This is a genomic window from Stenotrophomonas sp. YJH_SMC_101-4 (genome assembly GCF_059370395.1).
The window spans coordinates 516,642-532,199 of the sequence record NZ_JCAFTP010000003.1 but is presented as its reverse complement, the minus strand read 5'-3'; the positions used below and the strand labels follow the sequence as shown (position 1 = coordinate 532,199).

The following is a 15,558-nucleotide window of genomic DNA, read 5'->3' as shown; positions in this document are numbered from 1 at the left end:
CCGAGCCATGCTCGGCTGCCGTTGGTGGGGTGCCGCAAAAAAGCAGAGCCGAGCATGGGCTCGGCTCTACAGGGACATTGGCGCCGGCAATCAGAACGCCGGCAGCACCGCGCCCTTGTACTTGGTCTCGATGAAGGCCTTCACCTGCGGGCTGGTCAGGGCCTTGGCCAGCTTCTGCACGCGGGCGTCGTCCTTGTTGTCCGGGCGCGCGACCAGGAAGTTCACGTACGGCGAGTCCTTGCTTTCGATCGCCAGTGCATCCTTGGTCGGGTTGAGGCCGGCGTCCAGCGCGTAGTTGGTGTTGATCAGGGCCAGGTCGACCTGGTCCAGCACGCGCGGCAGCATCGCCGAGTCCAGCTCGCGGAACTTCAGGTTCTTCGGATTGGCGGTGATGTCACGCAGGGTCGACAGCGCGTTGGTCGGATCCTTCAGCTCGATCACGCCGGCCTTGTGCAGCAGGATCAGCGCGCGGCTGTTGTTGCTCGGGTCGTTCGGGATCACCACGTCGGCGCCTTCGCGCAGCTCGGCCAGCGACTTGATCTTGCGCGAGTACGCACCGAACGGCTCGATGTGCACGCCGATCACCTTCACCAGATCGGTCTTGCGGTCGCGGTTGTAGGCGTCCAGGTAAGGCTCGGTCTGGAAGTAGTTGGCGTCCACCTGCTTCTGCACCAGCTGGTCGTTGGGCTGCACGTAGTCGTTGAATACGCGCACGTCCAGATCCACGCCTTCCTGCTTGAGGATCGGCTTGACCACTTCAAGGATCTCGGCATGCGGCACGGCCGTGGCGGCCACCACCAGCTTCTGCGAGGGCTCGCCGGACGTGCCGCAGGCGGTCAGGGCCAGCGCAGCGGCGAGCAGGGGCAGCAACAGGGTCTTCTTCATGGGCGGGAGGGTTCTCGGGGGGAGTGTCAGGAGTTGTCGTAGTTGCTCAGGGCGAGCTCAAGCAGCGCCTTGGCCTGCTCGCGCAGCATCACCGGTTCGACGATCTCGGCATCCGAGCCGTAGTGCAGCACGTCCATCAGCAGCTCGCGCGAGACACTGTACGGCACCTTCAGTTCATAGCGGCCGTCGGCCAGGAAGCGGCCCTGCTGCTTGGAATGCCAGTGCTCGTCGGCCACCCAGCGCGCGGCCTTGGCGCTGAACAGGATGGTCGCCCAGCCCTTCGGCGCGCCGGAGAAGATGCCGTAGCTGGCCCCCAGCTGCTCGTCCAGTTCGCTGTCGGCCACGTCGCGGGCGGTGCTGTCGATCACCCGCGCCTTGTGGATGCGATCCACGGCAAAGCTGCGCAGCGCCTCGCGGTCATGGTCCCAGGCATCCAGGTACCAGTTGTCGCGGTAGTGGGTCAGGCGCTGCGGCGAAACGGTGCGCTTGGTCGGCTCGTCGGTGGAGCGGGCGCGGTACTCGAACGCCAGCTGGCGGCGCTCCAGCACCGCCGAAGCCACGCTGCGGAAGCTGCCTTCATCGAACTTGCGGCCACGGTGCGGAATTACCCGCACGCGGTCCACCGGCCAGCTGGAAACACCAGCCTGGGCTGCCAGCAGGCTCTCGATGCGCTGCTGCAGAGGTGCCAGCACCGAGGACAGCACGCCGCCGCCGGTCCGCGCCAGCAGGTGCTGCGAGGCCAGCAGGGCATGCAGTTCCTCCGAGCTCAGCCACAGGCCGGGCAGCTCGAAGCGGTCGCTCTCGTCGGCCTGGTAACGGAAGCCGGCCTCGCCGTCGCCCTCGATCGGTGCCATCAGCGCGTCGCGCAGGAAGGCCAGATCGCGGTAGACGGTGGCACGGGAGCAACCGAGCTTGTCCTGCAGGGTCGCCACCGTCACCGGATAGCGTGCGGACTTGAGCAGACGATGCAGGGCGGTGATGCGTTCGTATCGGTCCATACCCCCGATTATGTCCGAGTCGCGGGTCTTGTGTGGGACGTTTGGGCTATCGTGGTCGCCCCCACCCCTCTGGAACACCCGATGCGCCGGTTGCCTGCCCTGTCCCTGCTGGCCTGCCTGCTGCTGGCCGCCTGTGATCGCGCCCCCGCGCCGGCCAGCACCGACGCGCCCGTGCCTGCGGCGGATCCGGCGCAGGCGGTACTGGGCGCCAGCCAGCGCTTCTCGGCCCTGCGCAGCTTCCACGCCGAACTGGAGGTGCTGGGTGCACCGCAGCCGGTGCGCAGCGCCATGGACTTCGTCGCCCCCGACCGCTTCCGGGTGCAGACCCCGGCCGGTCCGCAGACGATCATCGGCGACACCATGTTCCTGCAGGCCGACGACGCGATCCGGCAGGTGCCGACCCCACCGGGTCTGCTCGAGCAATGGCGCAACCCGCTGCCGGCCGATGCCCTGCCTGCCGATCTGCAGGCCGAAGACCTGGGCAGCCAGTCGCTGGACGGGGTCGAGACGCGTCACTACCGCCTGCGTGGCGCGCAGCCCGGCGAACGCCTGGAGTACTGGGTGGACGCGCAGGGCCTGCCGCGGCAGATCGTCCGCAGCGGCAGCAGCAATGGCCGCAGCTTCCAGCTGCGCCTGCGCTATTCGCGCTTCAACGACCCGGCATTGCGCGTCGATCTGCCCTGAATAGGCGATCGCGGCAACGTCTGCTGAAGAAACCGTTTGGATCGATTCGGACCGCCATCACGCTTCCAGTATCATCACCGGCTGTCAACCGCTTCGGAGAAGCCCCGATGTCCCTGCGCGTGTCCCTGCTGATCCCCCTGCTGCTGTGCGCACCGCTCGCGTATGCGCAGGATGCCTCCGAACTGGCGGCGATGTCCTCGCCGTGGAGCGGCAGTGGCGGCGAGCTCGGCTTCGCTTCGGCACGCGGCAACAGCAGCACCGAGAGCTTCAACGGCCGCCTGCGCCTGCGCTACACCGATGGCGACTGGGTGCACAGCATGGACCTGGCCGGCCTGCGTTCCAGCTCCAAGGTGATCGAGACCCGTGACGACGGCTCCACCAGCCGCCGCAACAACACCACCGCCAACCGCTACACCGGCAGTGCCGGCAGCGCGCTGCAGCTGGGCGAGCACCGCCAGCTGACGGCCACGGTGCGTACCGAGCGCGATGACTTCGCCACCTACGACCGCCAGAGCTCGTTCGGTCTGGGTTACGGCACCCGCCTGTGGAACACCGAGCGTTTCTCGTTCGACGCACAGATCGGCCCCGGTGTGCGCCGCACCCACAGCACCGAGGACGACCGCACCCGCACCGGCATGATCGGCCGCGGCCTGTTCGACATGAAGTACTCGCTGACCGACAACACCGACCTGGTCAACACCCTGCTGGTCGAATCGGGTTCCTACAACACCTTCGGCCAGAACGACTTCGGGGTTTCGGTGAGCATGAACGAGCATCTGGCGCTGAAGGCCGGCTGGCAGGCGCGTTACAACAGTGACGTGGCCGAGGACAAGCGCAAGACCGATACGCTGACCACGATGAACGTGGTCTACAAGTTCAAATAAGCAGAACGGGCGCCGAGGGCGCCCGTTTCGTTTTTGTAGAGTTGAGCCATGCTCGACTTGAGCGCGAAGCCCGGGATTTTCCCGGCGAAGAGCAGCCGAGCATGGCTCGGCTCTACAGACATCGGGGCTCAGGCGTTCAGCAGTTCGCCGGCGCCATCGTCCAGCAGCAGCTTCGCCACGCGCTGGCCCAGCGCTTCCGGGGCATTGGCCGGGCCCACCGCCTCGGCACGCACCGCACGGCCATCGCTGGCGCTGCCAACCAGCCCCTGCAGGTGCAGGTCGTCACCCTGCCACTGCGCGATGGCCGCAACCGGTACATGGCAACTGCCATGCAACGCACGGTTCATCGCTCGCTCGGCTTCCACGCAGGCACGCGTGGCCGTGTCATCAAGCGGGGCGAACAACGCCATCAGGCGCGCATTGCCGCCATCGCACTCCACTGCCACCGCGCCCTGCGCCGGGGCCGGCAGCCACTGCGGCGGTTGCAGGCGCGCGACGATGCGCCCGCCCAGGCCCAGACGCTCCAGGCCGGCCACGGCCAGCACGATGGCGTCGTAGCCGCCGTTGTCGAGCTTGGCCAGGCGGGTGTTGACGTTGCCGCGCAGGTCCAGCAGCTCCAGGTCCGGGCGCAGCGCGCGCAGCTGGGCCTGACGACGCAGCGACGAGGTACCGACCCGCGCGCCGATCGGCAGCGCGTCCAGCGAAGCGTACAGATTGGAGACGAAGCCATCGGCGGGATCGTGGCGGGTCAGCATTGCCGGCAACGCGAACGGCGCGTCCAGTTCCATCGGCACATCCTTCAGCGAATGCACGGCGCAGTCGGCCTCGCCACGCAGCATGGCCAGCTCCAGTTCCTTCAGGAACAGGCCCTTGCCACCAATCGCGGCCAGCGAACGGTCGAGCACCTCGTCACCGCGGGTGCTCATCGGCACCAGTTCCACATGCAGGCCGGGGTGGGCCTGGCGCAGGCGGTCGGCGACGTGTTCGCTCTGCCAGAGGGCGAGCGGGCTCTTGCGGGTGGCGATGCGGACGGTTTCCATCCGGTCATTATCGCGCCTTCGGCGCGGATACGGCCAACGGCGGAGCCCCTCGTGGCTTGAAGCAGCAGCTGGGCTTGGCCGGTCGGGGTGGGCTGCGCAGGGGTCGCTGCAAGTACGTCCATGTAAGCTCGGTCGCCGCATCCATGCGGCTCACGCCCCTGCGCAGCCCACCCCGCCCGGCCTCTGACAGTTTCCGTGTGCGTCAGCCACGGAAGATCAAAAAAAGAGCAGAAGCAAAAGCAACAGCCGGCAGCTGCCGGGGTCAGATCCCTTTTCCGCAGGAAAAGGGATCTGACCCCTCTTTCCCGCCCGATAACAACAATGCCTTTGCCGTCCGACGCAGTGGACCGCGAGAGGGTTGGGCCGGGGTGGGGTGGCGGGACCGTTGGCGCCATGGATGGCGCCATCGAGCCCCCATGGATGGGTTTACGGCGTGTCCCGCCACCCCACCCCGGCCCGACCCAGCACGTAGAAACACCGAGCCATGACCCGCTGTTGCTGTTGCTGTTGCTGTCGAAGCAGTCGCGGCCGCAGGCCGCGCGGAACACTCACAGATGCCGCAATTCCTGCTTCAACGTCGCCACGCAGCGGCGGCTGACTTCCAGCGGCTGCTTGCCATGGCGCAGCATCGCCTGCACCTGGCCGCCCGTGCCTCGACGCAGCTCCACCAGCTCATGGCGTGCCACCAGGCAGTTGCGATGGATGCGGATGAAGCGGCTGGCGAACTCCTCCTCCAGCGACTTCAGCGACTCCTCGATCAGGTCTTCGCCGCGTGCGTGGTGCACCACCACGTACTTCTCTTCGGCCTGCAGGTAGTGGATGTCGTCCAGCGGAATCAGGCGCAGGCTGCCGCGCAGGCGCGCGCACAGCATGCTGCGGGCCTGCTGCCCGCGGTGGTCCTGCGGCTGGCCGTCGCGGCCGGCCAGGAACGTGCGTGCGCGTGCGATCGCTGCAGCCAGGCGCTCGGCACGCACCGGCTTCATCAGGTAATCGATCGCTGCCGCTTCGAAGGCCGACAGTGCATGCGCGTCGTAGGCAGTGCAGAACACCACCGCCGGGCGTGGCTCGAAGCTGGCCAGGTGGCGGGCCGCTTCCAGCCCATCCAGCCCGGGCATGGCGATATCCAGCAGGACCAGGTCCGGCTGCAGCTCCGCGCACGCGTGCAGGGCCTGCTCGCCGTTGCCGGCCTCGGCCACCACATCCACGCCGTCCTGCGCGGCCAACAGGCTGCGCAGGCGCTCGCGCGCCAGCGGTTCGTCATCGGCGATGACTACCCTCACGATCGCTCCCTCACTGGATCGGCACTGTCACCTGGCAGGCATAGTAGCCCTCGCTCCAGCCAGCCGTCATCCGCGCGGCGCTGCCGAAGCGCCAGGCCAGCCGATGGCCGATGCTGTGCTGGGCATGGCCGGCACCGCGCGCCAGGGCCAGCCCGGGGGCCTGCGGATCGGGCGCCGGATTACGCACGCGGATCTGCAGCTCATTGCCCTCGCGCGCCAGCTGCAGCTCGATGGTCCCACCCTCGGGCAGCCGCGAGATGCCATGCAGCACTGCGTTCTCCACCAGCGGCTGCAGTACCAGGCGAGGCAGGGGAAGATCCCAGGGCAGTGGCTCGTCGCGTTGCCAGCTCACCTGCAGGCGCTCGCCCAGTCGAAGTGATTCGATCGACAGATAGCGCTCGGCCAGCTCGCATTCGTCACGCAGGGTGGAATCGCCCTCGCCCGCCCCCAGCGCGGCACGGAACAGATCGGACAGGTCCAGCACCGCCCGCTCGGCCACCACCGGGTCGCGATGCAGCAGGCTGGCGATCAGGTTCATGCTGTTGAACAGGAAATGCGGGCGGATCCGCGCCTGCAGCGCGTCGGCCTGTGCGCGTGCGTTGGCCTGTACCTGCGCGGCCCAGCGATCACTCACATAGAAGTAGCGCAGGGCCAACGCCGTGATCAGCGCCGTCGTCGCGGCGCTGCCCAGCGTGAAGCGCCAGAAGCTGATGCCGCGGGCGAAGTTGTCGCCAAGCACCGCGTACAGGGCATGCACGATGCCCGCGCAGACCACCGCGATCAGCGTCGCCAGTGCGATGGCCGAGACCGCCCCCAGGACCTGTGGCAACCTCGACAACGCGTTCCGCAGCAGGCACAGGCTGGCCGTTACGGCCAGCGCCAGCCACAGCGCGAAACCACTGGCCGACAGCAGTTCGCCCACGGTCCAGTGGCGGCTGCCATCCGGGGCCAGGGCCAGCACCACCACCACCAGTTCGGCCAGGCCGAGCATCGCCGCCAGCCGCGGCAGGCGGCACAGTTCCGGCATCCAGGGCGGGGCGCTGGCCGGTGACATGGCTCAGGCAGCGCCCAGGCGTTCCTGCAACCAGTCACCCAGCGCCTGGATCTCTTCGGCGCAGACCTGGTGGGCCATCGGGTAGCTGTGCCATTCCACCTCCAGGCCCAGTGCCTGCAGGGCCTGCGCGCTGTGTACGGCCACCGCCTGCGGAATCACCGGGTCGCTGCTGCCATGGGCCATGAACACCGGCACCTGCACCGCTCCGTCAACGCGCTTGGCGCTCTCGGCTTCCGGCAGGTAGGTGGACAGTGCGATCAGGCCAGCCAGTGGCGCGGTGCGTGACAGCGCGGCGGTCAGGATGATCGCGCCCCCCTGCGAGAAGCCGGCCAGGAAGATCTTCTCCGGCGCGATGCCGCGCTCGACCTCCCGCGCAATCAGCGCATCCAGCTGCACCACCGATTCCTGCACGCCGGCCATGTCGGCGCGCGAACGGAAATCCATGCCGACGATGTCGTACCAGCCACGCATCGGCACGCCGTTGTTGATCGTGATCGGCCGCACCGGTGCATGCGGGAACACGAAGCGCAGCGCCGGCCAATGCGGACGCACCAGCTCCGGCACGATCGGTGCGAAGTCGTGGCCGTCGGCGCCGAGGCCGTGCAGCCAGATCACCGACCACTGCGGCGAGGCGCCGGTTTCCTGTTCCACCGTTTGCAGCATGATGCGGCTCCTTCAAGTTCGAGCCGCATTATGCCGCTGCCGCGGGACGATCAGTACAGCGTCGGTTGTTCGGCGGCTTCCCGTCGCAGCTGCGCGGCGCGTACCAGCACCGGCGGCGGGATGTTCTCCTCGGGAATATCGAGCAGGCCGAGGCGATGCAGGAAGGCACCCGGGCCGCGCGAAGACGTCAGCGCCACCACCGGTACCGCCAGCACCATGCCGATCACCACCGGCGCCATCCACGCGGCCAGCGAGGGCGATACCGCCCAGGCCAGCACGCCCATGAAGGCACCGAACACGCCCAGGCCGCCGTAGCCGCGGATCAGCGCCAACCACGAGATGCCGCCATCGTCGCGCTGCTGTGCGTCCCAGCCGGAATCGCGGCCGGACAGCACTTCGGCCACGCCGCGCGACTGCACGTACATCACCACCGGTGCCATCAGTGCCGCCAATACGGTTTCCACCAGCATCGAGACGAACGCGCGGATCGCACCACCGCAGCCGCGGCGGTCGACCGGGTCCAGCAGCATCGCCAGGTAACCCAGCACCTTGGGCAGCAGCAGCACCGCCATGGTCGCCGCGAACAGGCGCACCACCTGCTGCTCGTCCTGGGCCCGCCAGTACACGCTCGGCGACAGGTGCAGCAGGGCGTTGAAATCGATGCCTTCCTGGAACAGCGGGATGGCGATGCCGATCAGCATCAGCATCGCCCACATCGGCGCGGTGAAGTAATGACCGATGCCGATCAGCATGTGCATGCGGCTGATCCAGTGCAGGCCGCGGCTGCCGACCACCTTGCCGTGCTGCAGGTTGCCCTGGCACCAGCGGCGGTCGCGCACCAGCAGGTCGGTCAGCGTCGGCGGACCTTCTTCATAGCTGCCCCCCAGGTACGGCACCATGTGCGCGGCCCAGCCGCCACGACGCATCAGCGCCGCTTCGACGAAGTCATGGCTGAGGACGTGGCCACCGAACGGCTTGCGCCCCGGCAGCGCCGGCAGCCCGGCCTGATCGGCAAAGGCGCGGGTGCGGATGATGGCGTTGTGGCCCCAGTAATTGCTCTCGGCACCGTGCCACCAGGCCACGCCGCGGGCGATCACCGGACCGTACACGCGGCCGCCGAACTGCTGCATGCGCGCGAACAGGGTGCGCCCACCGATCACCGACGGCAGGGTCTGGATCAAGCCGACATCGGCGTTGTGTTCCATGCCCGCGACCAGGCGCACGATGCTGTCGCCGGTCATCAGGCTGTCGGCGTCGAGGATCAGCATCTGCGGGTAGGCGCCGCCGAAGCGACGGACCCAGTCGGCGATGTTGCCGGCCTTGCGCCCGCTGTTGTCGCCACGGCGGCGGTAGAACAGCCGCGCCTGGCCATCGGGCACGCGCTCGCGCAGTTCGGCGAACACCTGCTCCTCGGCCCGTGCGATGTCTTCGCGGCGGGTATCACTGAGCACGAAGAAGTCGAACCGGTCGAGCTGGCCGGTGGCGGCCACCGACTCGTAGATCGCCTGCAGGCCGGCCAGCAGCCGGCGCGGGTCTTCGTTGTAGGTCGGCATCAGCAGCGCGGTGCGGCTGTGCACCGTCGGCAGCGGCTTGTCCGGGTCGATGCCGAGGCGGTAACCCCGGTCGAACACGGCAGTCAGGAAGCCGGCCACTGCACTGGCGAAAGACAGCGCGATCCAGGCGAACAGGCCGACAAACAGGACCAGCAGGCAGGCTTCGAGCACGCTGATGCCATTGGCCGACAGCACCCGCCACATCATCCGGGTGGCGATGGCAGTCATCGCCAGCGTGCCGCCGAAGATGTAGAACCGGCGCAGGCCGATCAGACGCGGCGAGGTGCGGTGGCGGCGAACCTTCAGTTGGCCTTCGCGCAGGGTCTGCTCGGGCATCTGCAATGGCGATTCGGCCGGCAGCAGCGTCCAGCCGGCATCACGCCGGGACGTATCTGCTTCCGCACGGATGGTCTGCACCCCCATTGCCGCCTACTCCGCGCAGTCGGCACGGCCGGCCATCCCGGCCGGGCTGCATGCACCAAGGTTCCCGGCGCGCTTTCCCGGCGCCCGCACTTGTCCTGGCTGCGTCGGCCTCACGCCACGCAGTCGCTGTCTGTCACTACCGGAACCCACACGATCTCCAACGGGGCGGAATCGAAAATGCGGCTCAGTCTAGGGCGCCGGATGTAAGCCGAGTGCGAAGGTCTACGCCGGGATTTATCCCCATTCAGCAAACAGCAGGCGAGTGCCGGGGCATGGGTACGTATGTCACTTGGTCGCCCCAGGTACTGGATCGTAACAAACGCGAACGGTTATCATTTCATTAACCAGGCAGGTCACCGTCTTCCGCACGGCCGAGACCCACCCAGCTGCGCCGGTTCGAGCCGCGCGCCCAACGACCCATGGAAGGGGGGCCTGCCTGCTTGTCTGCTTGCGCCCGTTGCTTCCATCCGGTCCCCCTCATCCGATGGAAGCCGTCATGTCCCAGCTGTTCCGTTCCCGTTCCCGTTCCGCGCGCCTGCTGCGCACCCGCCTGGCCAGTGCCCTGGCCACCGCCTGCCTGCTGGCCCTGCCCGGCCTGGCCGCCGCAGAGGCCAGCGCCGATGCCTCCACAAAGGATCTGGATACCGTGGTGGTCACCGCCTCGGGCAACCAGCAATGGATCAAGGATGCGCCGGCCAGCATCAGCGTGATCAGCCGCGAGGACATCGAGCGCCAGCCGGTGCACGACCTGGCCACCCTGCTCAGCCGCGTGCCGGGCGTGACCGGTGGCCTCAGTGCGGTCGGCGAGCAGTCCAAGATCAAGCTGCGCGGCATGCCGTCCAATTACACGCTGGTGCTGGTGGACGGCAAGCGCATGGGCAGCTCGGCCTCGACCAACTACCGCCCCGACCTCGGCCGCCAGGATCTGAACTGGATCTCGCCCGACCAGATCGAGCGCATCGAAGTGGTGCGCGGACCGATGTCGTCGCTGTACGGCTCCGACGCCATGGGCGGCGTGATCAACATCATCACCCGGCGCATCGGCGATGACTGGAGCGGCAGCGCAACGCACAGCTATACCCGCCCCGGCGATGACAAGCGCGGTGATACCCAGCAGATCGGTGCGACCTTCTCCGGCCCGCTCGGCGAGCGCTTCGGCCTGCGTATCGGTGCCAACAGCATGCGCCGCGACTCGGACCGCTCCAACGGCGGTGTCTACGGCAACGCCTACGCCGGCGAGAAGGACCGCAACGTCGACGCGCTGCTGCAGTGGAAGCTCAGCGATGCGCAGGAACTGTCGCTGGAAGCCGGCCATGGCGTGCAGCAGGCCTTCATCGATGCCTCGCTGGAGAAGCAGGACGAAGGCGCCTGGGGTGCCAGCGAACTCAAGCGCAGTTCGCTGGCGCTCAACCACGACGGCAAGTGGAGCTTCGGCAACTCGAAGATCAGTGCGTACTGGACCGAGTACAAGAACGACATCGGTGCCACAGGCCGCTCCGAAGCCACCGATACGATCATCGAGGGCAGCCTGACCACGCCCTTCACCCTGGGGGTTGAACACCAGTTCGCCGTGGGCGGCCAATGGAAGCGCCAGGAACTGACCAACACCGACACCATCGGCCGCGCGCCGATCGACTATGCCGGCAATGCCGTCAGCGGCTCCGATCTGGAAGTGGATACCTGGGCCCTGTTCGTCGAAGACGAACTGAAGCTGCACCGCACCTTGGCGCTGACCCTCGGCGCACGCCTGGATCACCATGAGAAGTTCGGCGGCCACGTCAGCCCGCGTGCCTACCTGGTCTGGCATCCGGCCGAGCAATGGACCATCCGCGGTGGCGTTTCCAAAGGCTTCCGCGCACCCAGCCTGACCGAGAATTCGGCCACCGCCGCCACCCAGTCCGGCGGCCGAGGCTGCACCTCGCTGATCCCGCTGGGCTATACCCGCGGCGGCTGCTACATGGCCGGCAACCCGGACCTGGACCCGGAAACCAGCACCAACCGCGAGATCGGCATCAGCTTCGACAACGACCTGGTCGATGCGGGCCTGACCTACTTCCATACCGACTTCAGGAACAAGATCGAGTACGCGCCCCTGGGCAACTTCAACGGCATCTGGTGGACGCGCATGAGCAACGTGCAGCGCGCACGCACCAGCGGCATGGAAGGCAACCTCAATTTCCGCTTCGGCGAGCACTGGCGCTGGCGCACCTCGGCGACCTGGATGAAGGAAGCCAAGAACCTGACCACCGGCCGCAACCTGATCGATACTCCGGAATTCTCTGGCTATTCGTCGCTGGACTGGACGCCCAGTACGGTGTTTTCCAGCAGCCTGTCGGCGCAGTACACCGGCAAGCAGACCGGCACGGCGACGACCTTCCTCAAGGCCTACACGTTGTATGACCTGACCGCGGCCTGGAACGTCAACGAGGTACTGACCCTGCGTGGCGGCGTCAGCAACCTGGCCGACAAGAAGCTGTATGCCGAAGGCTCCACCGACTACTTCGTGGCCGGGCGCAGCTACTTCATGAGCATGACCGCGCGGTTCTGACCGGCCGCGCGCGCCGCGATCGCGCTGGCAGCACGCCAGCGCGATCGGCGGTGTTGCGGATTACTCGCTTTCCAGCGCCGCCGCGGCCGCGTTCTGCGTAGCGGCCGTGCGTGCACGGTCCATCGCTACCGCCAGTTGCTGGCGTGCGAGCAGTTGTTGAGCCTGCACCACTTCAGGTGTCGGCAGGAGCACCGGTCCCGGTGCGTTTTCCGGTGTAGCAGGTGTGGTCATGCAACCTCCATGGACATCCCGCCGCCACCCGGGTTCAGCTGGGGCAGCAGCGGAACTGCGCACCCTATCCTAAAAACAAGGCGGATGGGTGACGGTGCGGCGCCCCGCCGCACCACAAGGAACAAGGCGGGCGTCACATTTTTGACGCCGAAGCTTGGATCCTGAATAGGACTTGTCCTATCATGAAAACGTTTTCCAACAGGGATGTTTCCCATGAATACCACTGACCTGTCCCAGTTCAGCCCGAAGTGGCAGTTCCGCTTCAACTTCTTCCGCCAGCACGGCGCCCCCAAGAATCCCGGCTTCAAGCAGGCCTGGAAGGCGCTGTCCTTCGGCGACCGCCTGAAGATCAACCTGAACTTCTTTGCGTTGTTCTTCGGCGCCATCTACCTGTTGATCCTGGGCATGTGGCGCAAGGCACTGGTGTTGATCGGCATCAACATCGTGCTCGCCATCATCACCATGTTCCTTCCGGACGTGGTGGGGCGCATGCTGTTCATCGCCATGAACCTGCTCGTCGCCTCCAGCACCAACTACAGCTACTACCTGGAGAAGGTGGAAGGACGCACCAGCTGGAACCCGTTTGAAGGCATGTTCTGAGCCCTCAGAACTGCGCAGGGATGCGCGGCAAGGATGCAATCGACGCCCGGCCCCCGCCGGGCGTCTTCGTTTGCGGGATCAGGCCGCGCGGCGAGCCGTGGCCACCGGCTCGGCCTGCAGGCGGAAGCGCGAGACCGCCACCGCCAGCTGCTCGGCCTGTTCTTCCATCGCACGCGCGGCGGCACTGGCTTCCTCCACCAGCGCGGCGTTCTGCTGGGTGGTCTCGTCCATCTGCACCACGGTCTGGTTGACCTGCTCGATGCCCGCCGACTGCTCGCGAGAGGCCGCCGAGATCTCGGCCATGATCTCGTTCACTCGACCGACCTGGCCAACGATTTCCTGCATGGTGCGGCCCGCGCCGTGCACCAGCTGCGCACCGGCACCGACCTGCGCCACCGAGGCGTCGATCAGCTCCTTGATCTCCTTCGCCGCACCTGCCGAGCGCTGGGCCAGCGCGCGCACTTCGCTGGCGACCACGGCGAATCCACGTCCCTGTTCGCCGGCACGCGCCGCTTCCACCGCCGCGTTCAGCGCCAGGATGTTGGTCTGGAACGCGATGCCGTCGATCACCGAAATGATCTCCGCAATGCGCTGCGACGAGGCCTCGATCTGCTCCATGGTCTGCACCACCTGGCTGACCACCTGCCCGCCTTCGCTGGCCACACCCGCTGCGGAGCCGGCCAGGGTGTTGGCCTGCAGCGCGTGGTCGGCATTCTGGCGCACCGTGGAGGTCAGCTCCTCCATCGAGGCCGCGGTCTCTTCCAGGTTCGCTGCCTGCTGCTCGGTACGGCGCGACAGGTCACTGTTGCCCGCGGCAATCTCACCCGCCGCCAGGCGGATGCTGGCCGCCGACTGCTGGATCTGGCCGACGATCTGGGTCAGCTGCTGCACGGTGCTGTTGGCATCGTCGCGCATCACCGCGAACACACCGTGGAAGTCGCCGTGCATGCGTGCGCTGAGATCGCCTGCGGCGATCGCGCGCAGCAGCGTCGACAGCTCGGCCAGGTTGTGGTCGCTGACCTGCATCATGGTGTTGAGGGTTTCCACCATGCGGCGGAAGTCGTGGTCGAAGCGCAGCGTGTCGCCGCGCACCGCGAAGTCGCCGGCGGCGGCGGCGGCGGCCAGCTGCTGGATCTGATCGTTGATCGCCGCCAGGTTGCTCTTGGTGGTGGCCATCGCAGCGGTGAACACCGCCTTCTCGCCCGGCAGCGCTTCCATGTCCACGCTCAGGTCACCCACCGCATAACGCTGCATCACGTCGACCAGACGCTGGGTGACGGCGTTGCTGGAGGCCACCAGCTGGTTGCTGTCGGCCACCATCCGGCCGTACTCGCCCGGGAACGCCGCAGCGTCCATGCGGTAGCTGATTTCGCCGGCGTCATGGCGACGCGCCATCTCCGCCTGCGCCGCCATCACCGACTGCAGCTGACCCCGCATGCCCTGCATCGCTTCCAGCAGGCGGCCCACTTCGTCGTTGCTGCGTGCCGGCAGGGTGCTGTCCAGCTTGCCTGCGGCGACGTCGCCGGCCACGCGCACGGCTTCGGCCAGTGGGCGGATCGCCAACCGGCGCAGCAGCACATAGACACCCACACTCAGCGTCAGCGCGGCTACCACGCCAACCAGCAGGGTCAGCCACAGCAGCTGGCGCGCCTCGGCCACGATCACCGCGTGTGGCATCACCACGCCCAGCGCGAAGCGCTGCGGCGCATCGCCCACGCGCAGCGGCACGTACACGCGCACGTTGCCTGCCGCATCCGGAGTGAAGGCTTCGAACCGGCGGTCGGCGGCGATGTCGGCCAGCATGCTGCGGGTCAATGCGTCGTTGCGCGGCTTGCCGATCTCGGCGGCGTTCGCCGAAGCCAGCACCACGCCGTTCGGCGAGAGCAGTTCAACGCGCCCGGCGCCCATCGGCTTCAGCGTGGCCAGGTGCTTCTGCAGCGCCGCCAGCGAGAAGTCCACGGTGAACACACCGAGGAACGTGCCGTTTTCGATGATCGGAGTGCTCAGCGTGCTCATCAGCACCTGCTGGCCGGCGATGTCGTAGGCATAAGGTTCACTGACCTTGGGCAGCTTGTCGCGGCTGGGCACCACGTACCAGTCGGCCGAGCCGTCAGCGGCTTCGGTGTAGTCGGTCATGGTCGACTGCTGTGGCTTGCCGTCATGCCAGGCCCAGTAGCTCATGTAGCGGCCACTGGCATCGTGCATCTCGGCATTGGCGAACTCGGCATCCTTGCCATCGAAGGCGTCGGCTTCCCACATGGTGCTCTTGCCCAGCCATTCTGGATGGCTGCGCAGCTGCTCGCCCAGCACGGCCGCCAGGCTGGCGCGATCAGGCGCGTCACCCCGCGCACGCTGGGCGAGCACGGCCTCGACCATGGCGTCGTTGCTTGCAAAGGCGGTGCCCAGATCCGCCGCGACCTGGCGGGCTTCGGCGGTGGCTTCGCTGGCCATGGTCTGGCGCGAGGCATCGATCAGGCTGGCGCTGGCCTGGCGGTAGATCAGGAACGCGGTCAGGCCGAAGCACAGCAGCGCGATCGCAGCGGTGCCCAGCATCAGCTTGTGGGCGATGCTGCCCGGGCGGCGGGCAGCGGCGGAACGGGGAGAAGGCATGGAAGGGTCCGCAAGGCAGTTCAGGACGACCGGCACCGCGAGGGCACCGCGCAGGTGCGCGATCCGTCGCGCAGGCCACCGGCCGCCGGGACCCGCCCGGCGCAG

General features: G+C 67.5%; 13 protein-coding genes. 4 read left to right on the top strand and 9 right to left on the bottom strand.

Translation table 11 applies throughout. The features are described from left to right. Positions 1 to 90 precede the first annotated feature (90 nt). Together AC5P8D_RS13310 and AC5P8D_RS13305 are read right to left on the bottom strand one after the other, a co-directional pair. Positions 91 to 885 (bottom strand): MetQ/NlpA family ABC transporter substrate-binding protein, encoded by a 795-nt coding sequence (locus AC5P8D_RS13310; protein WP_010481303.1) that lies wholly within the window; start codon positions 883 to 885, stop codon positions 91 to 93. A gap of 26 nt (positions 886 to 911) precedes the next feature. Beyond that, the gene (locus AC5P8D_RS13305; RefSeq protein WP_010481302.1) at positions 912 to 1,883 is read right to left on the bottom strand and encodes a helix-turn-helix transcriptional regulator; all 972 of its coding nucleotides are present in this window, start codon (positions 1,881 to 1,883) and stop codon (positions 912 to 914) included. A gap of 81 nt (positions 1,884 to 1,964) precedes the next feature. Between AC5P8D_RS13305 and AC5P8D_RS13300 the strand changes: the two genes are divergently transcribed. Both AC5P8D_RS13300 and AC5P8D_RS13295 read left to right on the top strand, forming a co-directional pair. Beyond that, positions 1,965 to 2,567: a LolA family protein gene (locus tag AC5P8D_RS13300; RefSeq protein ID WP_010481299.1), complete on the top strand. Its 603-nt coding sequence runs from the start codon at positions 1,965 to 1,967 to the stop codon at positions 2,565 to 2,567. A gap of 107 nt (positions 2,568 to 2,674) precedes the next feature. Beyond that, on the top strand, positions 2,675 to 3,451 hold the full coding sequence (locus AC5P8D_RS13295; protein WP_010481298.1) for a DUF481 domain-containing protein: 777 nt from the start codon (positions 2,675 to 2,677) through the stop codon (positions 3,449 to 3,451). Positions 3,452 to 3,579: 128 nt separating this feature from the next. Here AC5P8D_RS13295 and hemC read toward each other — a convergent pair whose 3' ends face one another. The 5 genes from hemC to mdoH form a co-directional block, all read right to left on the bottom strand. Further along, positions 3,580 to 4,491, bottom strand: coding sequence for a hydroxymethylbilane synthase (gene hemC / locus AC5P8D_RS13290; protein WP_071305890.1), 912 nt, complete (start codon positions 4,489 to 4,491; stop codon positions 3,580 to 3,582). Positions 4,492 to 5,039: 548 nt separating this feature from the next. Continuing rightward, positions 5,040 to 5,771, bottom strand: a complete 732-nt coding sequence (locus AC5P8D_RS13285; RefSeq protein WP_010481294.1) for a LytR/AlgR family response regulator transcription factor — start codon at positions 5,769 to 5,771, stop codon at positions 5,040 to 5,042. A gap of 10 nt (positions 5,772 to 5,781) precedes the next feature. Beyond that, positions 5,782 to 6,825 (bottom strand): sensor histidine kinase, encoded by a 1,044-nt coding sequence (locus AC5P8D_RS13280; protein WP_043397582.1) that lies wholly within the window; start codon positions 6,823 to 6,825, stop codon positions 5,782 to 5,784. Positions 6,826 to 6,828: 3 nt separating this feature from the next. Further along, a complete protein-coding gene (locus AC5P8D_RS13275) occupies positions 6,829 to 7,488 on the bottom strand; it encodes an alpha/beta hydrolase (RefSeq protein ID WP_100050030.1) in 660 nt (219 codons plus the stop codon). Positions 7,489 to 7,538: 50 nt separating this feature from the next. Then, a complete protein-coding gene (mdoH, locus tag AC5P8D_RS13270) occupies positions 7,539 to 9,464 on the bottom strand; it encodes a glucans biosynthesis glucosyltransferase MdoH (RefSeq protein WP_495203401.1) in 1,926 nt (641 codons plus the stop codon). 496 nt (positions 9,465 to 9,960) lie between these two features. On the opposite strand from mdoH, the gene AC5P8D_RS13265 reads away from it, so the two are divergent. Beyond that, a complete protein-coding gene (locus AC5P8D_RS13265) occupies positions 9,961 to 12,012 on the top strand; it encodes a TonB-dependent receptor domain-containing protein (protein WP_495203400.1) in 2,052 nt (683 codons plus the stop codon). A 60-nt stretch (positions 12,013 to 12,072) separates the two neighbouring features. Here the strand turns inward: AC5P8D_RS13265 and AC5P8D_RS13260 are convergent, their stop codons facing one another. Beyond that, the gene (locus AC5P8D_RS13260) at positions 12,073 to 12,243 is read right to left on the bottom strand and encodes a hypothetical protein (RefSeq protein WP_167345305.1); all 171 of its coding nucleotides are present in this window, start codon (positions 12,241 to 12,243) and stop codon (positions 12,073 to 12,075) included. Positions 12,244 to 12,456: 213 nt separating this feature from the next. Here AC5P8D_RS13260 and AC5P8D_RS13255 point away from each other — a divergent pair, with 213 nt between their 5' ends. Continuing rightward, positions 12,457 to 12,843, top strand: coding sequence for a DUF2628 domain-containing protein (locus AC5P8D_RS13255; protein WP_010481288.1), 387 nt, complete (start codon positions 12,457 to 12,459; stop codon positions 12,841 to 12,843). A 78-nt stretch (positions 12,844 to 12,921) separates the two neighbouring features. On the opposite strand, the gene AC5P8D_RS13250 is transcribed toward AC5P8D_RS13255, so the two are convergent. Next, the gene (locus tag AC5P8D_RS13250; RefSeq protein ID WP_495203399.1) at positions 12,922 to 15,453 is read right to left on the bottom strand and encodes a methyl-accepting chemotaxis protein; all 2,532 of its coding nucleotides are present in this window, start codon (positions 15,451 to 15,453) and stop codon (positions 12,922 to 12,924) included. Positions 15,454 to 15,558: the final 105 nt, after the last annotated feature.

What these genes read in the sequence shown, in the direction of transcription:
- AC5P8D_RS13310 (WP_010481303.1), bottom strand. Translation starts at nt 885, where the DNA reads ATGAAGAAGACCCTGTTGCTGCCCCTGCTCGCCGCTGCGCTGGCCCTG.
- AC5P8D_RS13305 (WP_010481302.1), bottom strand. Translation starts at nt 1,883, where the DNA reads ATGGACCGATACGAACGCATCACCGCCCTGCATCGTCTGCTCAAGTCC.
- AC5P8D_RS13300 (WP_010481299.1), top strand. Translation starts at nt 1,965, where the DNA reads ATGCGCCGGTTGCCTGCCCTGTCCCTGCTGGCCTGCCTGCTGCTGGCC.
- AC5P8D_RS13295 (WP_010481298.1), top strand. Translation starts at nt 2,675, where the DNA reads ATGTCCCTGCGCGTGTCCCTGCTGATCCCCCTGCTGCTGTGCGCACCG.
- hemC (WP_071305890.1), bottom strand. Translation starts at nt 4,491, where the DNA reads ATGGAAACCGTCCGCATCGCCACCCGCAAGAGCCCGCTCGCCCTCTGG.
- AC5P8D_RS13280 (WP_043397582.1), bottom strand. Translation starts at nt 6,825, where the DNA reads ATGTCACCGGCCAGCGCCCCGCCCTGGATGCCGGAACTGTGCCGCCTG.
- AC5P8D_RS13275 (WP_100050030.1), bottom strand. Translation starts at nt 7,488, where the DNA reads ATGCTGCAAACGGTGGAACAGGAAACCGGCGCCTCGCCGCAGTGGTCG.
- mdoH (WP_495203401.1), bottom strand. Translation starts at nt 9,464, where the DNA reads ATGGGGGTGCAGACCATCCGTGCGGAAGCAGATACGTCCCGGCGTGAT.
- AC5P8D_RS13265 (WP_495203400.1), top strand. Translation starts at nt 9,961, where the DNA reads ATGTCCCAGCTGTTCCGTTCCCGTTCCCGTTCCGCGCGCCTGCTGCGC.
- AC5P8D_RS13260 (WP_167345305.1), bottom strand. Translation starts at nt 12,243, where the DNA reads ATGACCACACCTGCTACACCGGAAAACGCACCGGGACCGGTGCTCCTG.
- AC5P8D_RS13255 (WP_010481288.1), top strand. Translation starts at nt 12,457, where the DNA reads ATGAATACCACTGACCTGTCCCAGTTCAGCCCGAAGTGGCAGTTCCGC.
- AC5P8D_RS13250 (WP_495203399.1), bottom strand. Translation starts at nt 15,453, where the DNA reads ATGCCTTCTCCCCGTTCCGCCGCTGCCCGCCGCCCGGGCAGCATCGCC.